The organism is Variovorax sp. dw_954, assembly GCF_018449755.1.
Classification (GTDB): domain Bacteria; phylum Pseudomonadota; class Gammaproteobacteria; order Burkholderiales; family Burkholderiaceae_C; genus Variovorax.
In genome coordinates, this window is record NZ_JAAVVD010000004.1 from 1 (window position 1) to 17,353 (window position 17,353).

The 17,353-nt window shown below is 65.1% G+C and carries 22 protein-coding genes; 6 read left to right on the forward strand and 16 right to left on the reverse strand.

All coding sequences use genetic code 11. The features are described 5' to 3' along the window. Positions 1-252: 252 nt before the first annotated feature. From fusA to HB681_RS08295, 8 genes are all read right to left on the reverse strand, one after another. Positions 253-2,352 (reverse strand): elongation factor G, encoded by a 2,100-nt coding sequence (gene fusA / locus HB681_RS08260; protein ID WP_213954327.1) that lies wholly within the window; start codon positions 2,350-2,352, stop codon positions 253-255. Between the two features lie 83 nt (positions 2,353-2,435). After that, a complete protein-coding gene (gene rpsG, locus HB681_RS08265) occupies positions 2,436-2,909 on the reverse strand; it encodes a 30S ribosomal protein S7 (RefSeq protein WP_114968651.1) in 474 nt (157 codons plus the stop codon). 177 nt (positions 2,910-3,086) lie between these two features. Beyond that, positions 3,087-3,464, reverse strand: coding sequence for a 30S ribosomal protein S12 (rpsL, locus tag HB681_RS08270; protein WP_213954645.1), 378 nt, complete (start codon positions 3,462-3,464; stop codon positions 3,087-3,089). 120 nt (positions 3,465-3,584) lie between these two features. After that, entirely contained in the window at positions 3,585-4,754 is a 1,170-nt protein-coding gene (locus HB681_RS08275) for a D-alanyl-D-alanine carboxypeptidase family protein (protein WP_213954328.1), read from the reverse strand. 25 nt (positions 4,755-4,779) lie between these two features. After that, complete coding sequence (locus tag HB681_RS08280) at positions 4,780-5,412, reverse strand: alpha/beta fold hydrolase (RefSeq protein WP_213954329.1); 633 nt, start codon at positions 5,410-5,412, stop codon at positions 4,780-4,782. Positions 5,413-5,414: 2 nt separating this feature from the next. Then, entirely contained in the window at positions 5,415-5,768 is a 354-nt protein-coding gene (locus HB681_RS08285; protein ID WP_213954330.1) for a (2Fe-2S) ferredoxin domain-containing protein, read from the reverse strand. A 9-nt stretch (positions 5,769-5,777) separates the two neighbouring features. After that, positions 5,778-6,887, reverse strand: a complete 1,110-nt coding sequence (locus HB681_RS08290; protein ID WP_213954331.1) for a VanZ family protein — start codon at positions 6,885-6,887, stop codon at positions 5,778-5,780. A gap of 3 nt (positions 6,888-6,890) precedes the next feature. Beyond that, a complete protein-coding gene (locus HB681_RS08295; RefSeq protein ID WP_213954332.1) occupies positions 6,891-7,328 on the reverse strand; it encodes a CopD family protein in 438 nt (145 codons plus the stop codon). 315 nt (positions 7,329-7,643) lie between these two features. On the opposite strand from HB681_RS08295, the gene hemB reads away from it, so the two are divergent. Continuing rightward, positions 7,644-8,648, forward strand: coding sequence for a porphobilinogen synthase (gene hemB / locus HB681_RS08300; protein WP_213954333.1), 1,005 nt, complete (start codon positions 7,644-7,646; stop codon positions 8,646-8,648). A gap of 51 nt (positions 8,649-8,699) precedes the next feature. Continuing rightward, the gene (locus HB681_RS08305) at positions 8,700-9,860 is read left to right on the forward strand and encodes a magnesium transporter CorA family protein (RefSeq protein WP_213954334.1); all 1,161 of its coding nucleotides are present in this window, start codon (positions 8,700-8,702) and stop codon (positions 9,858-9,860) included. Between the two features lie 197 nt (positions 9,861-10,057). Here HB681_RS08305 and HB681_RS08310 read toward each other — a convergent pair whose 3' ends face one another. From HB681_RS08310 to HB681_RS08320, 3 genes are read right to left on the reverse strand one after another with little or no spacing between them, the layout of a single operon-like run. Continuing rightward, positions 10,058-10,432, reverse strand: coding sequence for a DUF4148 domain-containing protein (locus HB681_RS08310; RefSeq protein ID WP_213954335.1), 375 nt, complete (start codon positions 10,430-10,432; stop codon positions 10,058-10,060). Between the two features lie 41 nt (positions 10,433-10,473). Beyond that, positions 10,474-10,842, reverse strand: a complete 369-nt coding sequence (locus tag HB681_RS08315; protein WP_213954336.1) for an alpha/beta hydrolase — start codon at positions 10,840-10,842, stop codon at positions 10,474-10,476. A 29-nt stretch (positions 10,843-10,871) separates the two neighbouring features. Continuing rightward, complete coding sequence (locus HB681_RS08320) at positions 10,872-11,009, reverse strand: hypothetical protein (RefSeq protein ID WP_213954337.1); 138 nt, start codon at positions 11,007-11,009, stop codon at positions 10,872-10,874. A 158-nt stretch (positions 11,010-11,167) separates the two neighbouring features. Here HB681_RS08320 and HB681_RS08325 point away from each other — a divergent pair, with 158 nt between their 5' ends. After that, positions 11,168-12,082, forward strand: a complete 915-nt coding sequence (locus HB681_RS08325; protein ID WP_213954338.1) for a LysR family transcriptional regulator — start codon at positions 11,168-11,170, stop codon at positions 12,080-12,082. 76 nt (positions 12,083-12,158) lie between these two features. Here HB681_RS08325 and HB681_RS08330 read toward each other — a convergent pair whose 3' ends face one another. Both HB681_RS08330 and HB681_RS08335 read right to left on the reverse strand, forming a co-directional pair. Beyond that, on the reverse strand, positions 12,159-12,842 hold the full coding sequence (locus tag HB681_RS08330) for a dienelactone hydrolase family protein (RefSeq protein WP_213954339.1): 684 nt from the start codon (positions 12,840-12,842) through the stop codon (positions 12,159-12,161). Between the two features lie 27 nt (positions 12,843-12,869). Continuing rightward, a complete protein-coding gene (locus HB681_RS08335; RefSeq protein ID WP_213954340.1) occupies positions 12,870-13,466 on the reverse strand; it encodes a 2-hydroxychromene-2-carboxylate isomerase in 597 nt (198 codons plus the stop codon). 75 nt (positions 13,467-13,541) lie between these two features. Here HB681_RS08335 and HB681_RS08340 point away from each other — a divergent pair, with 75 nt between their 5' ends. From HB681_RS08340 to HB681_RS08350, 3 genes are all read left to right on the forward strand, one after another. After that, positions 13,542-14,288, forward strand: a complete 747-nt coding sequence (locus HB681_RS08340) for an SDR family oxidoreductase (protein ID WP_213954341.1) — start codon at positions 13,542-13,544, stop codon at positions 14,286-14,288. Between the two features lie 22 nt (positions 14,289-14,310). Then, a complete protein-coding gene (locus tag HB681_RS08345) occupies positions 14,311-14,952 on the forward strand; it encodes a MarC family protein (RefSeq protein WP_213954646.1) in 642 nt (213 codons plus the stop codon). 124 nt (positions 14,953-15,076) lie between these two features. Beyond that, complete coding sequence (locus HB681_RS08350) at positions 15,077-15,523, forward strand: hypothetical protein (protein ID WP_213954342.1); 447 nt, start codon at positions 15,077-15,079, stop codon at positions 15,521-15,523. Positions 15,524-15,586: 63 nt separating this feature from the next. Here HB681_RS08350 and HB681_RS08355 read toward each other — a convergent pair whose 3' ends face one another. The 3 genes from HB681_RS08355 to HB681_RS08365 are packed head-to-tail and all read right to left on the reverse strand — an operon-like array spanning position 15,587 to position 17,353. Beyond that, positions 15,587-16,195 carry an HAD family phosphatase gene (locus HB681_RS08355; RefSeq protein ID WP_213954343.1) on the reverse strand — a complete coding sequence of 203 codons (609 nt, stop codon included), beginning with the start codon at positions 16,193-16,195 and terminating at the stop codon, positions 15,587-15,589. Further along, on the reverse strand, positions 16,182-16,667 hold the full coding sequence (locus HB681_RS08360; RefSeq protein ID WP_256354194.1) for a metallophosphoesterase family protein: 486 nt from the start codon (positions 16,665-16,667) through the stop codon (positions 16,182-16,184). Before HB681_RS08360 ends, HB681_RS08355 begins: the two co-directional genes overlap by 14 nt. Positions 16,668-16,687: 20 nt before the next feature. Next, entirely contained in the window at positions 16,688-17,353 is a 666-nt protein-coding gene (locus HB681_RS08365) for an ABC-type transport auxiliary lipoprotein family protein (protein ID WP_213954345.1), read from the reverse strand.

The following is a 17,353-nucleotide window of genomic DNA, read 5'->3' on the forward strand; positions in this document are numbered from 1 at the left end:
ACCTTTTGCCATTTTTCAATCCTTGAAAGAGCATGCCCGTGTGGGGGTTTAACGTCTGCATCGCACTGCGGGTTCCCTTGCCACGGGCAGCGAGGGGCGTGTGATCGCAGACAGATTCAAAATTTCAAATACGGGTACCGGACGCAGAGGACGCGAAGGTTCCGCGAAGGACGCAAAAAGAAAACCAAAAATGAATCTGGATTCTTTTGCGTCCTTTGCGTTTCATCGCGCCCGGTCAAGTCCGATTTATTCTTACTTCGCGCGGGCGGCGACAATGGCTTCGGCGACGTTGCGCGGAGCTTCGGCGTAGTGCTTGAACTCCATCGTGTACGTGGCGCGGCCTTGCGACATCGACCGCAGCGTGGTCGAGTAGCCGAACATTTCCGACAGCGGCACTTCGGCCTTGATGGCCTTGCCGCCACCGATCATGTCGTCCATGCCCTGCACCATGCCGCGACGGCTGGACAGATCGCCCATCACGTTGCCGGCGTAGTCTTCAGGCGTTTCCACTTCGACGGCCATCATCGGCTCAAGGATGACCGGGCTGGCCTTGCGGCAGCCTTCCTTGAAACCGAAGATCGCGGCCATCTTGAATGCCATTTCGTTCGAGTCCACGTCGTGGTACGAACCGAAGTGCAGCGTGACCTTGACGTCCACCACCGGGTAGCCGGCGAGCACGCCCTGGCCCAGCGCTTCGATGACGCCCTTTTCGACCGCGGGGATGTATTCGCGAGGAACCACACCGCCCTTGATCGCGTCGACGAACTCGAAGCCCTTGCCGGCTTCCTGCGGCTCGACCTTCAGGATCACGTGGCCGTACTGGCCCTTGCCGCCCGACTGGCGCACGAACTTGCCTTCAGCATCTTCCACCGTCTTGCGGATGGTTTCGCGGTAGGCCACTTGCGGCTTGCCGACGTTGGCTTCCACGCCGAATTCGCGCTTCATGCGGTCCACGATGATTTCGAGGTGGAGCTCGCCCATGCCCGAAATGATGGTCTGGCCCGATTCCTCATCGGTCTTGACGCGGAACGAAGGATCTTCCTGCGCGAGACGCTGCAGGGCGATACCCATCTTTTCCTGGTCGACCTTGGTCTTCGGCTCGACGGCCTGCGAGATCACCGATTCCGGGAACACCATGCGCTCAAGCGTGACGATCGCGTCCGGATCGCACAGGGTTTCGCCCGTGGTCACTTCCTTCAAGCCGACGCAGGCAGCGATGTCGCCGGCGCGGATTTCGCTGACTTCTTCGCGGTTGTTGGCGTGCATCTGCACGATACGGCCGATGCGCTCTTTCTTGCCGCGCACCGGGTTGTAGACGCTGTCGCCCTTCTTCAGCACGCCGGAGTAGACGCGCACGAAGGTCAGCTGGCCCACGAACGGGTCGGTCATCAGCTTGAACGCGAGGGCCGAGAATTTTTCGCTGTCGTCGGCCTGCCGCACCACCGGGTGCTCGTCGTCATCGGTGCCCGAGACCGGCGGAATGTCGGTCGGTGCGGGCATGTATTCGATGACGGCGTCGAGCATGGCTTGCACGCCCTTGTTCTTGAAAGCCGAGCCGCAGAGCATCGGCTGGATCTCGCCAGCGATCGTGCGCGTGCGGATGGCCAGCTTGATCTCTTCCTCGGTCAGCTTTTCGCCTTCGAGGTACTTGTTCATCAGCTCTTCGCTGGATTCAGCGGCGGCTTCCACGAGCTTCTCGTGGTATTCGTTGCAGACGTCGACCAGGTCGGCCGGGATCTCACCGTAGGTGAAGGTCACGCCCTTGTCTTCGTCCCAGATGATGGCCTTCATCTTCACGAGGTCGACGATGCCCTGGAACTTGTCCTCGGCGCCGATCGGGATCTGGATCACAACGGGGTTGGCCTTCAGGCGGTCGATCATCATCTGGCGAACGCGCAGGAAGTTGGCACCGGTGCGGTCCATCTTGTTGACGAACGCGAGACGCGGAACCTTGTACTTGTTGGCCTGGCGCCAGACGGTTTCCGACTGGGGCTGCACGCCGCCGACGGCGTCGTACACCATCACGGCGCCGTCGAGCACGCGCATCGAGCGCTCGACTTCAATCGTGAAGTCCACGTGGCCCGGGGTGTCGATGATGTTGATGCGGTGTTCCTGGAAATTCTGGCCCATGCCCTTCCAGAAACAGGTGGTCGCAGCCGAGGTGATCGTGATGCCACGCTCTTGCTCTTGCTCCATCCAGTCCATCGTGGCGGCGCCGTCATGCACTTCACCGATCTTGTGGTTCACACCGGTGTAGAACAGGATGCGCTCGGTCGTCGTGGTCTTGCCAGCGTCGATGTGCGCCGAGATACCGATATTGCGGTAGCGCTCGATGGGGGTATTGCGTGCCATGAAATTACTCCGTTAACGGCGGAAAGCCCGCCCACCACATGGCAGGTCGGGCCTCAAGCCTGGTCTGATTGAAAAGACGGTGCTTAGAAGCGGAAGTGGCTGAAAGCCTTGTTGGCTTCTGCCATGCGGTGCACTTCGTCACGCTTCTTCATCGCGCCGCCACGGCCTTCCGTGGCTTCCATCAGTTCGTTGGCCAGACGCAGGGCCATCGACTTCTCGCCGCGCTTGCGGGCAGCTTCCTTGATCCAGCGCATCGACAGGGCGAGGCGACGGACCGGGCGCACTTCGACGGGCACCTGGTAGTTCGCGCCACCGACGCGGCGCGACTTCACTTCGACCATGGGCTTCACATTGTTGATGGCCATGGTGAAAGCCTCGACCGGGTCCTTGCCCGGGTTCTTCTTTTCGATCTGTTCGAGCGCGCCATAAATGATGCGTTCTGCAACAGCCTTCTTGCCGCCTTCCATGATCACGTTCATGAATTTGGACAGCTCGACATTGCCGAACTTCGGGTCCGGCAGGATTTCACGTTTGGGGACTTCGCGACGACGTGGCATTTTTCTAACCTCTTTGCTTCAGTTGGCACCGTTTCCGGCACCGCGAGAGCTAACAAAAACTCTCACTTACTCGACCCGAACCTGGGTCACTACGTCCGATGCACCCGCCAAGGCACGCCGAACACCGCTGAATGAGAACGACAGAAGGACGAATCCTTCAAAAAAACAGAGGACCTATCAGGCCTTCTTCGGGCGCTTCGCGCCGTACTTGGAACGCGACTGCTTGCGGTCTTTCACGCCTTGCAAGTCGAGCGAACCGCGCACGATGTGGTAGCGCACACCGGGCAAGTCCTTGACACGACCGCCGCGAACCAGCACGACGCTGTGTTCCTGCAGGTTGTGGCCTTCGCCGCCGATGTAGGAGATGACTTCGAAGCCATTGGTCAGACGGACCTTGGCAACTTTGCGAAGCGCCGAGTTGGGCTTCTTTGGCGTCGTGGTGTAGACGCGGGTGCAGACACCGCGACGTTGCGGCGAGTTCTGCATGGCAGGGCTCTTGGAGTTGACTTTCTCAACTTCGCGACCCTGACGCACCAATTGATTGATGGTTGGCATGAATGAATAGTCCAAAAATTCTGCAGTGTGGACCCCTGTCGTGACACAGGGACTGCAGATGACGAAAACGTGAAACCCTTCGGAATTTTCCGAAAAGCCCACGATTATAGCAGGCGCGCTCTACTTGATCCAGAGGCGCATGGCATCCCAGGCGCGGCCCGTGATGCCGGCCTGCTCGACGCCCTCGAGCGCCACCAGAGGAACCTCCGTCACCGGCTGGTCGCCCAGCGTGACCCTAAGCGAGCCGATCGCCTGGTTCCTGGCGAAAGGGGCCACCAGCGGATCGGGACGCGCGATCTGCGTCTTGATCTTGCTGGCCGAGCCCGAAGGCACGGCCACGACGATGGGCTCGACGCGGCCGATCTTCATCGTGTTCTGCTTGCCCTTCCACACCGCTGGCGTGGCAACGGGCTGACCGCCGTCGAACAGGCGGACGGCGTCATAGGCCGTGTAGCCCCAGTTCAGCAGCTTTTGGGATTCGTTGGCCCGTGCGTTTTCGCTGGAAGCGCCCAGCAGGATGCTCAGCAGGCGACGGCCACCGGCGAGGTTGGGGAAATCGCGCTTGGCCGTGACGATCATGCAGAAGCCGGCCGCCTCGGTGTAGCCGGTCTTCAGGCCGTCCACGGTCGGGTCGCGGAACAGCAGCAGGTTGCGGTTGGTGTCGTTGGTCGAGGGCGTGCCGGGGTAGCGGTACTTCTTGATCGCGTAGTACTTCACCTCGTCCGGAAAGTCGCGCAGCAGGCGCGTCGCGAGGATGCCGAGGTCCCTTGCGGTCGTCGTGTGGCCGGGCGCGGTCTGGCCTTCCGGATTTTTGTAGGTGGTGTTCTTCATGCCGAGCGCCTTGGCCTGCTCGTTCATGAGTTCGACGAAATGCTCGACGGTGCCACCCACGCCTTCGGCCAGCGCCACGGTGGCGTCGTTGCCCGACTGCACGATCAGGCCCTTGATCAGGTCTTCCACCGGCACCTGCATCTTCGGGTCGATGAACATGCGGGAGCCGGGCATCTTCCAGGCGCGCTGGCTGACCGGCAGGGTCTGCGTCAGGGTGATCTTCCTGGCGCGCAGCGCGTCGAAGACCACGTAGGCGCTCATGAGCTTGGTCAGCGAAGCCGGTTCGACGGGGCTGTCGATGTCCTTCTGCGCAAGGATCTGGTTGGCGGTGAGGTCCAGCAGGAGGTAGCTGCGGGCCGCGACATCCGGCGGCGCGGGAACCTGGGCGGATGCCGGGATGCAGAACGGCAATGCGACAGCGAGCAGAAGCGCACGCAGCGCATTCGAAAAACGGGTCATGGAGGGACGGGGAGCGAAGGGAAAACTAGCCCGGGCGCAGATGGCGGGCGACGAGATTCTTGAGCAGCGGCAATTGTCCGTGAAAGAAATGCCCGCCTCCGGGAACCACCATGACAGGAAGTGACTGCGGGCGTGACCAATCCATCACTGCGGCGAGCGAAACCGTGTCGTCCTGTTCGCCGTGGACCACCAGCACGCGCTCGTGCGACGCGGCGGGTATCGGCGGCGGCGGCACGCGCTCGACGCTCGGGCCGACCAGTGCGATGCGCTGGATGTCGCGTGAACCCCAAAGCGACTGCAGCGCATTGATGGCGACGAAGGCGCCGAAGGAGAAGCCGGCGATCGACAAGGGCCCGTCGGGCGCGACTTGCTGCACCACCGCCAGCATGTCCTCGGCCTCGCCGCGCCCCTCGTCGTGCCCGCCTTCGCTGGCGCCGACGCCGCGGAAGTTGAAGCGCACGGCTGTCCACCCGGCGCCGACGAATGCGCGCGCCAGCGTCTGCACCACCTTGTTGTCCATGGTGCCGCCAAACAGTGGATGGGGATGCGCGATGACGGCAACGCCCTGGGGCGCCGTGCCGGCGGCCGGCGCATCGCGCAGGGCCTCGATGACCCCGGCGCCGCCGTGCAGCTGGATTCTTTCGGTCCGGGGGTTCACCTTCAGCGCCCCACGCTGGGCGGCAGCAGCAGGCGCTCGACGACCTGGCCGTTCTTCAGGTGCGAGTCAACGATCTCGTCGATGTCTTCCGTGTCGACGAAGCTGTACCAGACCGCGTCCGGATACACCACGGCCACCGGACCGCCCGCGCAACGATCGAGGCAGCCCGCCTTGTTCACGCGAACCTTGCCCTGGCCGGCCAGTCCGGCCTGCTTGACGCGCATCTTGCAGTGGTCGAAGCCGGCCTGCGCGTTGTGCTGGGAGCAGGAGTCTTCGCCGTTCTTGCGTTCATTCAGGCAGAAGAAGATGTGGCGGGCGTAGTAGCCGCTCTGTGCGGGGGGCGGAGGCGTGGGCATCGGACGATTCTAGGTTTGGCCGCCGCGGCGCGAGAGCGCCAGCACCACGTAGCCCAGCGTGGCGAAGGGCCAGAGCCAGCCGAGCCACTGCGCCAGGCCGTTGAAGCGTATGAAGCGACCCTGCTCCCAGGTCGCCAGCGTCTGGGCGAAATAGGCGCTCTCCGGCGCCTGATTGAGCAGGCTCAGGTGCACGACCAGCGCCAGGATCAGCAAGCCGCCGCACAGGCGACGCGGCGCCCACAGCAGCGGCACGCCCATCACAACGGCCGCCGCGATACCGACTTGCACCGGCAGGCTGAGCCAGGACCAGGCATGCGGCGGCCCGTAGCTCAAGGCCGCCGACAGCGCGCTGCCGGCAATTCCGGCCAGCAAGGTCAGCGACAGCAGCAGCGCGCGCTGCGCCACCGCGCGTACCACGAAGAAGCCCAGCAGGCAGGGCACCAGAGCGCCCAGCATCACGCAGAGCAGTTCGACGCCCGGCACCAGCGGCTGCAACTCGAACTGGCGCACCGGCATCCAGTCGAGGAAGGGAGTGTCCATCAGGAGTTCGGAGATGGCCGCCTCGACGCGCTCGAACACCTGCCCCAAGCCGAAGGTCACCGCCGCAGGAAACAACAGCGCGACCGGCCAGAGCGCGATCAGCACCAGCGCCCCGCGCGGCTCCTCGACGAACCATTTCGAACGGGCGGTGTGCCAGTGCGCAATCACGCCCAGGCGTTCCAGGCCGGCCGCGAGCACCGCGCCGACCAGCGCGCCGGCCGAATTCAGGCTGAGGTCCACGTTGGAAGGCACGCGCACAGGCAGGTAGCTTTGCAGCGTCTCCATGGCAAACGAGATCGCCACGCCGGCGAGCGTGGCGCGCAGCACGGCGCCGGGTGCCCCCAGTCCCGTGCGTGTGCGCATCACGGTCAAGGCGGACAGGAACCCGAAAGGGACGTAGCCCACCACGTTGACGGCGAAATCGAACCCGGTCCAGTACTTCGGCCACGGCGCGGCCAGGTAAGCCCAGGGCGCGATCCCCTGGTCGCGCCAGTCGGCAAACGGATACAGGCTGGCGTAGACGATCAGCGCCGCATAGGCCAGCGCAAGGGGGAGAGCGGTTGTCTTGTGGGCGGCCAAGGATCAGAACGGGCGCACGACCACCAGCAGGACGATCGCCAGCAAGAGCAATACTGGCGCCTCGTTGAACCAGCGGTACCAGCGATGGCTGCGCCGGTTCTCGCCGGCCTCGAAGCGCCGCAGCAGCACACCGCAGCCGTGGTGGTAGCCGATGACCACCAGCACCAGCGCGAGCTTGGCATGCAGCCAGCCATTGCCCGGCCCGCGTCCGGCGCCGAATCCCAGCCAGAGCCACAGGCCGAGGACCAATGCGGGAACGGCCAGCACGGTGGTGAAGCGCATCAGCTTTCGGGCCATCAGGAGGAGCCGCGCCCGTTCGGCGATCGACTCCGGCGGCACCATGGCCAGGTTCACAAAGATGCGCGGAAGGTAAAAAAGACCGGCAAACCAGCTTGCGACGAAGACGATATGCAGTGACTTGACGACGTTGAACCAGAGCATCCGGCGCAGTTTAGTGGGCGCACGCTCCGATGCGAGCGGGCAAAAAAAAGCCCGGCGTCAAAACGCCGGGCCAGGAAGCCCTTTTGCTGTCACACATCAAGGCACCCGCTCAGGGAGGAAAAGCGGGGGACGACAAGTCGCCCAAGACAGAATTTAACAAAGCCTTCCGACCCTTTCAACCCAGTGGTAACTATTTTTTGACGTTTGTGGCGCGCAAGATACAACCAAACGTTTCATCTCGTCGAAATCCCCGGACGAACGGTCGTGCGAAAACAACAAGCCGGCGCCGACATCACTTCAGGCACAATTTTCGGCATGACCCCCCTCGCCCCCTTCCCCGCCGGCCGGCCACGCAGGCTGCGCCGCGACGCCTTTTCGCGCAACCTGGTGCGCGAACATGCCGTGACCGCCCATGACCTGATCTACCCCGTGTTCGTGCAGGAGGGCCAGAAGAAGCGCGATGCCGTGGCCTCGATGCCGGGCGTCGACCGGTTGAGCCTGGACTTGCTGCTGCCGGTGGCGGAGGAATGCGTGGCGCTGGGCATCCCGGTGATGGCCCTGTTTCCGGTGATCGACAGCAGTCTCAAGACGCCGTCGGGCGATGAAGCCTTCAACCCGGATGGCCTGATCCCCCGCGTGGTCGCCGCACTCAAGTCGCGCTACCCCGAACTGGGCGTGATGACCGACGTGGCGCTGGACCCCTACACCAGCCACGGCCAGGACGGCTTGCTGGACGACACCGGCTACATCCTCAACGACGAGACGGTGGAAGTGCTGACGAAGCAGGCACTCACTCAAGCCGAAGCCGGCGTCGACATTGTGGCGCCCAGCGACATGATGGACGGGCGGATCGGCGCGATCCGCGACATGCTCGAAACCGACGGCATGATCCACACCCGGATCATGGCCTACAGCGCCAAGTACGCCAGCGCCTTCTACGGCCCCTTCCGTGACGCGGTCGGCTCGGCCGCCAACCTCGGCAAGAGCAACAAGAAGGTCTACCAGATGGACCCGGGCAACAGCGACGAGGCGCTGCGGGAAGTGGCCATGGACATTGCCGAAGGCGCGGACATGGTAATGGTCAAGCCCGGCATGCCGTACCTCGACATCGTGCGCCGCGTGAAGGAAGAGTTCCGCGTGCCGATCTTCGCCTACCAGGTCAGCGGCGAATACGCGATGCTGAAGGCCGCTGCGCACAACGGCTGGCTCGACCACGACGCCGTGATGCTGGAAAGCCTGCTCGCCTTCAAGCGCGCGGGCGCCGATGGCGTGCTGACCTACTTTGCGCTGGACGCCGCCCGCCTGCTCCAAAAACAATAGCGCCGTCTGCCCGATGCATGGGCAAGGGCGGGTTCGGCTCACGGAATACCGATGCGCAGCTTCGAGATCAACAGCACCCAGGTGCGCGAGCATGATGCCTTGGCGCCACTGGCCCTGCCGGGCGCCTGCGGCGGCGACAGCTACCTGTGGATTTCCCTGACGCGGGAGGAATTCCGGTCGCAGCTCGACACGGTGCAGGACGTCCTGCAAAGCCTCTGCGGCACGCAACTGGTCGACCTGCACGTGCTGGACCTGCTCAACGAGCAGTTGCCGTCTCACTACGACTACACCTCGATCTACGACGTGCTGGTGATCCGGCGCCTGGCGACGAGCCCGGGAAGCATGGGCGCTGCCGCGCAGGCGCCCGCGCCAGACAACCCGACCGCCGTGCCCGATGGGCCGTCGCTGCTCAAGCGCATCGAGACCCGCCCGGTGGGCTTTGCCGTGTTCGACCGCGTCCTGCTGTCGGTGCACCCGGAAGACGGCGCGGTGCGCGACGCCTACGCGGCCAAGCTGCTGGCCACGGGCACGCCGGGCGTGGCCACATTCGCGCCCTCCCCCGCTCCAGATGGGCGACCGGCGAGCAAGCGCCTGCCGACCGGCCCGGCCGACCTGATGCTGCGGCTGGTCAACCAGATCGTCGATGGGTACCTGGACCTGCGACGCGAGATGACGCGCCAGATCGACCACTGGCAGGCGGAACTGATCGACGTCAAGAGTCGCTTCTCCAATTGGGGCGCGCTGATGCAGGCGCGCCAGTCCCTGCATCGGCTCGACGAGATCTGCGAGGACCAGCGCGGCGCGGTGCAGGACTGGATCGACGCGCTGGAGACGCTGCCCACGCCCGACGACCCGGCCGAGCGCCGCGAGCGCGAACTGGTGATGATCCGCAGTCGCGACGTGCACGAGCACATCGAGCGCGTGCTGCACCACGTCCGCCGGCTGGAGCAGAACGCGGAGACCGCGGTGCAGATGCATTTCAGCGTGCAGAGCCATCGCACCAACGACATCATGCGGGTGCTGACGGCGCTGACGGCGGTGTTCCTGCCGCTCAATCTCATCGCAGGCATCTTCGGCATGAACTTCGAGTTCATCCCGCTGGTGCACAAGGCTGATGGCTTCTGGATCGCGATGGGGGCGATGGGGGTGATCGCGGTGGTGCTGGTGGTGGTGTTCTGGCGGAAGCGGTACCTCGCCCGCACCGCTCGTTAGGAAGGGGTGAATCTTCCTACTGCGGACGCCGATCTCGGGCCTGTGCTGCTCACCGCACGGGAGTGCGGTTCCGCTGCTCGACCCGACCTCGGCGCCCTCGCTACGGAATCTTCACCCCTTCCGGCCGGCGCTTGACTGAAAAAAAGGGCCGGGTGGTGCTGCGCACCTACCCGGCCCTTCATGCGTCCTGCGGACTCTTACATCCGGGTCGAGTTCCTGCGGACCAGCTCTGCGCGGACGTCGACCGGGTTGCCCATCGTCGACACGAGCTTGCTGTTGACGCGCGAACTTGCGTTCACGTTCTGGTCCGGGGCGGCCGCGGTGCGGACGGCCTCGGCCTTCACCACGCTGCGATCACCCGAGACCTCGACGGTCTCCGCACCGCGCGAACCGCGCGTCACGTTCTGGTCCGGAGCGCGGGCCGCACGCATGGCCTCGCCCTGCACATCCGCACGATTGAGACCGGACCGAGGCGCTTGAACACCTTCGTAGGTCTCTGCCTGGGCGCCCGTCGCAGCGATGAGCCCGACGGCTGCGAACACGACAGATGCGAAAAGATTGGAGGCTTTCATGGGAGTTCCCGGATCAGGTGGTGTGGCAGCGTGGGGACGGATCACAGCGCGGCTTGGCGCTGTGCCGCCGGGCGACGGACCGCCAGCGAACCGTTGGTGTACTGCGCCGGCACGGTGTCGCGGTAGAAAGCGCGGCGGTCGAGGCTGGCCAGCGGGTCATGCGCCTTGGCGAAGGCTTCGGCACGCATCACGGCGCGATCGACGGTGCTGTTGGTGGCAGCGACCACGCCGTCATTGGCACCTTCGGCGTAGGGGTTGGCCGAGTGGGCGGCGACGGTCGCTTCTGCCGCGACTTCGGCGCGGGCGCGCTGGTTCGTCGGCGCTTGCACGCCTTGATAGGTTTCAGCCTGGGCGCCAGCGGCGGCAAAGAGAGCGATGGCAGCGGCGGCGAGGATGTTCGAGGTCTTCATGATGATGTTTCCTTAGGTTGGGACTGGACTTACAGACGAGACGTCAACGATGCCGTGCCGGCAGCAACGGGCATCATGTGCAGCGCGCGTGCTGCGGCATACGTTTCTGCTTGCACGCGGGTGACAGTCAGCAGGGCCCTGAGTACGTCGATGAACTTGGCGGTCATTTCTTTTTTCCTTTCGAGGTTTCAACAAGAATGGATTTCTCGTCCGGTCCTTGTTTTGTCGGATTGGCAGTAGTGCGGCTCCGTGCATCGAATTTTGGACGCATTGCCTAGGTAAAAACCCTCGAAAATCGAATCACCGCGTTCACGAACTGGAAACAATGGACAGCCTTGACCTCATCAAGACCTTCAGGGAAGTGGCGGCCTGTGGCAGCTTCTCCAAAGCCGCCGCCAGGCTTGACATGTCCAAGGCCACGGTCAGCAAGTACGTGGCCGAACTGGAGACGCGCTTCGGCGTGCGCCTGCTGAACCGGTCTACGCGCTCGGTCAGCCTCACCGACGCCGGCGCCCTGCTGCTGGAGCGCAGCAAGCCGGTGCTGGAGATGGTCGAGTCGACCCAGGCCGAGATGCAGGGCCTGGCCGAAAAGCCGCGCGGGCGCCTGCGCATCTCGGCCACCCACGGCATGGGGCAGGGCAACCTGCCGGGGTTGCTGGCGCAATTCATGGGTCACTACCCTGATGTGCACATCAGCCTGCAATTGACAAACCGCACCGTGGACATGGCCGAGGAAGGCATCGACCTGGCCCTGCGCTTCGGCCCCATCACCGACGACAACCTGATCGTGCGTCGGTTGCTGCTGATGGACCTGGTCGTCTGCGCTTCACCACGCTACTGGAAGAAGCACGGCAAGCCCGTGCTCCCGTCGGATCTCGCACATCACGATGCGCTCACCAACTTCAACCAGGGCCAGCATCCGCAGTGGGGCTTCGTGGTCGATGGCAAGCCGGTCACCGTGAATGTGAAGAGCCGCATGGACGCCACCGAGGGCGCACCGCTGATCGAGGTCGCGCTGCATGGCTACGGCGTGCTGTACCTGCCTGCGCTGCTGGTGCAGTCGCACATCGACCGGGGCGAGCTGGAGCCGGTGCTGCAGACCTACGTGCGCAGCGACATGTGGCTGTCTGCGGCCTACCTGCAACGCCGCCACAACAGCGCCGCGTTGAGGGCGCTGCTGGACTTCCTGGAGACGCGGATCAAGGGGCCGGCCAGGATCGTGCGGCCGAAGAAAGCCTGACCCAGGCTCCAGCAACTGCCGGTCGCCCCGGCATGGGGGCGCGCGTTGGCGATGACGGCCTTGACGCCGTTACTCGTCAGCCGACGTGCCGGGCAAAGAAGGCCAGCGTGCGCTCGAGCGCGAGCTTGGCCGCCACGGCGTTGTACGAACCGCGCTGGTCGCAATTGAAGCCGTGGCCGCATTCGTACACGTGCACCTCGACCTCGGGGTGCGCGGCGCGGAAGGCATCGACGGTGGGCATGGGGATCCAGTGGTCGTTGTTGCCGAAATGGACCAGCACCGGCACCTTGGGTTGCAACGCGCTTTCTTCCGGCGTGGTCATGCCGCCGCCGTAGTAAGGCGCGGCGGCGGACAGGCCCGACACCACGGCTGCCGCGCGCCAGGTGAGCAAACCGCCCCAGCAATAGCCCACGATGCCGACCTTGCCGGCCTTGCCCGCGTAGTCGACCGCGGCCTGGATGTCCTGCAGCACACCCGGCGGCGGCAGGGCTTCCACGGCCGTCTTGAGCGCGAAGCCGGCCTTCATGTCGTCCTCGGTGTAGCCGAGTTCGACGCCCTGCTTCACGCGGTGGAAGGTGGCGGGCGCCACGGCGAGATAGCCCGATGCCGCATAGCCGTCGGCCACGGCGCGGATGTGCGAGTTGACGCCGAAGATCTCCTGCACGACGACGATGGCGCCCTTCGGCTGGCCCGCGGGCTCGGCCACGTACGCCGGGAAAGTGAAGCCGTCCCTGGCAGTGAGATCGATGAATTGGCCCATGGTCATTTGCTCCGTTGGTGGTGATGGTTATTGCAGCGCGCTGGCGAGGAAATCGAGCCGGTCCTGGCCCCAGAAGATCTCACCGTCGACAACATAGCTCGGCGCGCCGAAGACGCCGGCGTCGATGGCCTCTTGCGTGTACTGCTCGTAGGCTTCCTGCGCGGCCTGGCTTTGCGACTGATCGATGAGGCGCGCGGGCAGGCCGCATTCGACCACCAGCCCTTCGAGGTGCTTCGGGTCGGCGATGTTGAGTTGCTGAACCCACACCGCCGCGAATATCGCGCTGCCCAGCTTCATCGCGGCGTCGGTGCCATGGTGGAGGTCGGCGGCGATGATGAGCTTGGACGCATCGTCGGTGGCCACCGGGAAGAACTTGGGCTTGGGCACCAGCGGCATGCCGAGATGGCGCGAGAAGCGTGCAAGCTCCACCAGTCGATAGGCCTGTCGTTGTGGCGCACGCTTGCCGAGCGGCAAGCCGCCCGACACCGGGAATACCGCGCCCATGTCTATGGGCCGCACGCGCACGGTGGCGCCCGCGGCCTTCGCGATGGCGGCCAAACGTGCATGGCCGAGGTAGGTCCACGGACTTTGCGGGGTGAAGTAGTAGTCGATGGTTCGACTCATGCCGTCTCCTCGATGATGTAATCGGCGCTCGAGGGGGTTTTAACTGAGGCACGGATTCTGTGCAGGAGATGGGCTTTGAACAAGGTGCTATTGATCACTGGCGGCAGTCGCGGCATCGGCGCGGCGACGGCCCTTCTCGCCGCGCAGCGCGGCTGGGCCGTGGCGGTCAACTACGCCAGCCAGGCGGCGGCGGCTGACGAGGTGGTGCAAGCCATCCGCGCTGGCGGCGGCACCGCGATGACCGTGCAGGGCGACGTCGGCGACGAGGCGCAGGTGATGGCGATGTTCGCCCGGGTGGACGCCGAACTCGGCCCGCTCGCCGGCCTGGTCAACAACGCCGGCGTGGTCGACATGCAGGCGCGCGTCGACGAGATGAGCGTGGCGCGGCTGGAACGCATGATGCGCATCAACGTGATCGGCAGCATCGTCTGCGCACGCGAGGCGGTGAAGCGCATGAGCACGCGGCACGGCGGCAAGGGCGGCGTGATCGTGAACCTTTCGAGCGCTGCGGCGCGGCTCGGCTCGCCGGGCCAGTACGTGGACTATGCGGCGAGCAAGGGCGCGATCGACAGCCTCACCATCGGCCTGGCCAAGGAAGTGGCCGACGAAGGTATCCGCGTGAACGCGGTGCGCCCGGGCTTGATCGACACCGAGATCCATGCCTCGGGCGGCCTGCCCGACCGGGCCAGGCAACTCGCGTCGACAGTGCCGATGAAGCGCACCGGCAGCGCCGAGGAGGTGGCGCACGGCATCGTGTGGCTGCTGTCGGACGAGTCCAGCTACACCACGGCGACGATCCTCGACGTGACCGGAGGACGCTGACGTGGCCACCGCATCGCAGACGATGGACCTCATCAAGCCAATGATCTCGCTGCTGGCCATCGTGAACCCGTTGGCCATCGTGCCCTTCTTCATCCACTACACGCAGGGCTTCACCGACGGGCAGCGGCGCAGGACGATCCTGGTGTCGTCGTTCAGCGCGTTCATCGTGATCGCCACCTGCGCGTTGCTCGGCTTGCAGTTACTGGACTTCTTCGGCATCTCGATCGCAAGTTTCCAGGTGGGCGGTGGCTTGTTGCTGCTGATGAGTTCGCTGTCGATGCTGAATGCGCAACCGGCCGAGATGAAGACCACGACCGAGGAAATCCGCGCGACCGAGGTGAAGGCCTCGCTGGGCGCATCGATCGCGGTGGTGCCGCTGACCATTCCGTTGCTGACGGGGCCGGCCACCATGTCGACGGTGGTGATCTATGCCGAGAAGACGCGGCACATCTGGGAACTGCTGCTGCTCGTGGGCTACGGCGCGGTGATCGCCCTTGCAACGGCAGCCGCCTTCTCGCTGGCCCAGCCGATCGCTCGCGCATTGGGCAGGACGGGCATCAATGTCATGACGCGGCTGATGGGATTGATACTTGCGGCGCTGGCGGTGGAAGTGATGGCGGACGGGTTGGGCAAGCTTTTTCCTATCCTGCTTCGCACGCCCTGAGGCCGTCGCACGGCGGCGGAGTTAGTTAGCACTCGGCGCCTACATCGTCAAGCCCCGCAGCGGGCATTACAGTCAGTGATCCCGATGCCCATACTGGCCTTCTCTTTCCAACGAGGAGAAGTCCATGAACCTGCGTCCAATCGCGTTGAGCATGTCCGTCGCGCTACTGGCGGCATGCGCCGCGCCCCCATCCAAGGCGCCGTTGCCGCCTGACGTCAGGATCGAGGCGCCGAACGACTCCCTTGCGCCGGATATCAAGGCGTTCTCCGGCAAGTGGACCGGCAGGTGGATCAACAGCCTGACCCAGCTCGACCACACGCTCGTCGTCGAGAAGATCGATGCAACGAAGGCGACGGTCATCTATTCGGTTGGAGAGCCGACCACTTCGAACGTCAACATCACGCCCCAGTGGCGAAGGGTCACGGCGACCGTGAGCCCCGGCACACTGGAGTTCAAGTTCCCCAATGGCACGGCGGTGGTCTACAAGCTGCAGGCCAATGGCACGCTGGCCGGCACCTACACGAGCAACGGCTTCAACACGACCGCAACCCTGACACGCGCGCCGGCTTGAAGCGCAGCGCGCCAGGGAGACTCCGAGCGACGCCATGAAGGGGCTCAGCTGTTCGGAGTCTTTCTACAAGTCCAGCCGCGCGAGTGCCTCGCGCACGTCGGCCGGCGAGCGCACCTGCACCGCCTGCAACCCGGCTGCCACCGCGCCAACCACGTTCTCGACCAGGTCGTCGAAGAACAGGATGTTCGCGGGCGCGACGCCGATGGCATCGGCGATGTGCACGAAGGCTGCCGCCTCCGGCTTGCGCATGCCGATTTCGGAGGACACGAACACGCGGTCGAAAGTGGCCGCGATGCGCGGATAGGCTGCGTTCCAGGCGCGCTGGTGTTCCGCGTTGGTGTTGCTGAAGGCGTAGCACGGACAGTGCTTGCGCGCCTGCGCAACGACGTCGAGGGTTTCGCTGATCTCCACCCCGAAGATGCGATTCCAGCCTTCTGCGATCTGGGCGTCGCTCGCGCTGAGTTCGAGGTTGCGGCGCAGGCCATCGAAGTAGGCGGCCGGCGTGATCTCGCCGCGTTCGAACTGGCGGTAGGGCTCGTCGTGGCCGAAGCGCTCGCGCAGTTCGCGCAATGGAAGTGCGGAGAGCGGCGCCCAGTGCCGGATCGCATGTTCGAAGTCGAACTCGAACACCACGTTGCCCAGGTCGAACAGAAGTGCCTCAACGCGCGGCACGGGCATCCCTCGAAGTCTCCAGGTCGACGATGCGCGGCTTGATCGTGCCGCCCTCCACGATGAGTTCGCCGATCGAGATCGGCAGGCTGAATCGACGCGGCCCGGCGCTGCCGGGGTTGATGTAGAGCACGCCGTGGCGCGACTCGATCTTCGGACGATGCGAATGCCCGGTGAGCACCACTTGCACGCCGGCCGCGGCGGGGTCGATGTCGAGGTCCTCGAGGATGTGCAGCGCGTAGATGAAGATGCCGCCGACCTCGACCATGTCGGTGTCGGGCACGGCGTCGGCCCAGGGCTGGCGGTCGTTGTTGCCGCGCACGGCGGTGAGGGGCGCGATGGCGGCCAGCCGGTCCAGTACTTCGGGGCCGCCGATGTCGCCACCGTGCACGATGTGGTCGCAGCCCTTGAGGAAGGACAGCGCCTCGGGCCGCAGCAGGCCGTGGGTGTCGGAGATGAGGCCGATGCGTGTCAATTGCTTTGCTCGATGTGCTGCTACTTCAGGCCGTCGACCCATTGGACCATGTCGTTGACGGCAGCATCGGTGGCGGCGGCCAGCGCCTTGACGCCGCCAGGGGCATCGGCTGTCGCTGCCGGACGCTGCACGGTGAAGGTCTTCTGGCCGCGCACGCGGTCGCCGCCCGGCGCGCCGGTGATCAGGGTAGCCCGCAGGCGCACCAGGCCGGCGCTGGTCGAAGGCGTGTCGAAGACCTGGCTGAATTCCTCCAGCGTCACGCGCAGGGTGTCGGGCGCCTTGCCTTCGGCGCGGGTCATGCTGGCGTTCTCTTCGGCATTGAGCACCAGGCGGTGTTGCGACAGGCCGTTGCGCAGCCGCTGCCGCACCATCTGCGTCGGCGCCATGCTCCAGCGGGCCTGGCCGTAGGGGCGCAGTTCGTTGGCGTCGGCATAGCCGAGGCGGTAGAGGATCTGGGTGCCGTCCAGGCGCGGGTTGGTCTCGGGTTCGGTGAGCGCGATGGTCGGCAGCGTCGGGGCGGCGACCGGCGCGGGCGCGGTGTCGCCGGGGCCGAAGTCGTACAGGGTGATGCGCGAGGGCTTGTCGGGCAAGGCACCGCAACCGGCGAGCACGGCGCTGATGCCCAGGAAGGCGGCGGCAGCCGTGCCGCGAGCGCGATCGAAAAAGGTCTGGATGGCAGGGGTCAT

Bases quoted from the DNA above. Each gene is read 5' to 3' on its own strand.
- fusA (WP_213954327.1), bottom strand. From the start codon at position 2,352: ATGGCACGCAATACCCCCATCGAGCGCTACCGCAATATCGGTATCTCG.
- rpsG (WP_114968651.1), bottom strand. From the start codon at position 2,909: ATGCCACGTCGTCGCGAAGTCCCCAAACGTGAAATCCTGCCGGACCCG.
- rpsL (WP_213954645.1), bottom strand. From the start codon at position 3,464: ATGCCAACCATCAATCAATTGGTGCGTCAGGGTCGCGAAGTTGAGAAA.
- HB681_RS08275 (WP_213954328.1), bottom strand. From the start codon at position 4,754: ATGACCCGTTTTTCGAATGCGCTGCGTGCGCTTCTGCTCGCTGTCGCA.
- HB681_RS08285 (WP_213954330.1), bottom strand. From the start codon at position 5,768: ATGCCCACGCCTCCGCCCCCCGCACAGAGCGGCTACTACGCCCGCCAC.
- HB681_RS08295 (WP_213954332.1), bottom strand. From the start codon at position 7,328: ATGCTCTGGTTCAACGTCGTCAAGTCACTGCATATCGTCTTCGTCGCA.
- hemB (WP_213954333.1), top strand. From the start codon at position 7,644: ATGACCCCCCTCGCCCCCTTCCCCGCCGGCCGGCCACGCAGGCTGCGC.
- HB681_RS08305 (WP_213954334.1), top strand. From the start codon at position 8,700: ATGCGCAGCTTCGAGATCAACAGCACCCAGGTGCGCGAGCATGATGCC.
- HB681_RS08310 (WP_213954335.1), bottom strand. From the start codon at position 10,432: ATGAAAGCCTCCAATCTTTTCGCATCTGTCGTGTTCGCAGCCGTCGGG.
- HB681_RS08315 (WP_213954336.1), bottom strand. From the start codon at position 10,842: ATGAAGACCTCGAACATCCTCGCCGCCGCTGCCATCGCTCTCTTTGCC.
- HB681_RS08320 (WP_213954337.1), bottom strand. From the start codon at position 11,009: ATGACCGCCAAGTTCATCGACGTACTCAGGGCCCTGCTGACTGTCACC.
- HB681_RS08325 (WP_213954338.1), top strand. From the start codon at position 11,168: ATGGACAGCCTTGACCTCATCAAGACCTTCAGGGAAGTGGCGGCCTGT.
- HB681_RS08330 (WP_213954339.1), bottom strand. From the start codon at position 12,842: ATGGGCCAATTCATCGATCTCACTGCCAGGGACGGCTTCACTTTCCCG.
- HB681_RS08335 (WP_213954340.1), bottom strand. From the start codon at position 13,466: ATGAGTCGAACCATCGACTACTACTTCACCCCGCAAAGTCCGTGGACC.
- HB681_RS08345 (WP_213954646.1), top strand. From the start codon at position 14,311: ATGGACCTCATCAAGCCAATGATCTCGCTGCTGGCCATCGTGAACCCG.
- HB681_RS08350 (WP_213954342.1), top strand. From the start codon at position 15,077: ATGAACCTGCGTCCAATCGCGTTGAGCATGTCCGTCGCGCTACTGGCG.
- HB681_RS08365 (WP_213954345.1), bottom strand. From the start codon at position 17,353: ATGACCCCTGCCATCCAGACCTTTTTCGATCGCGCTCGCGGCACGGCT.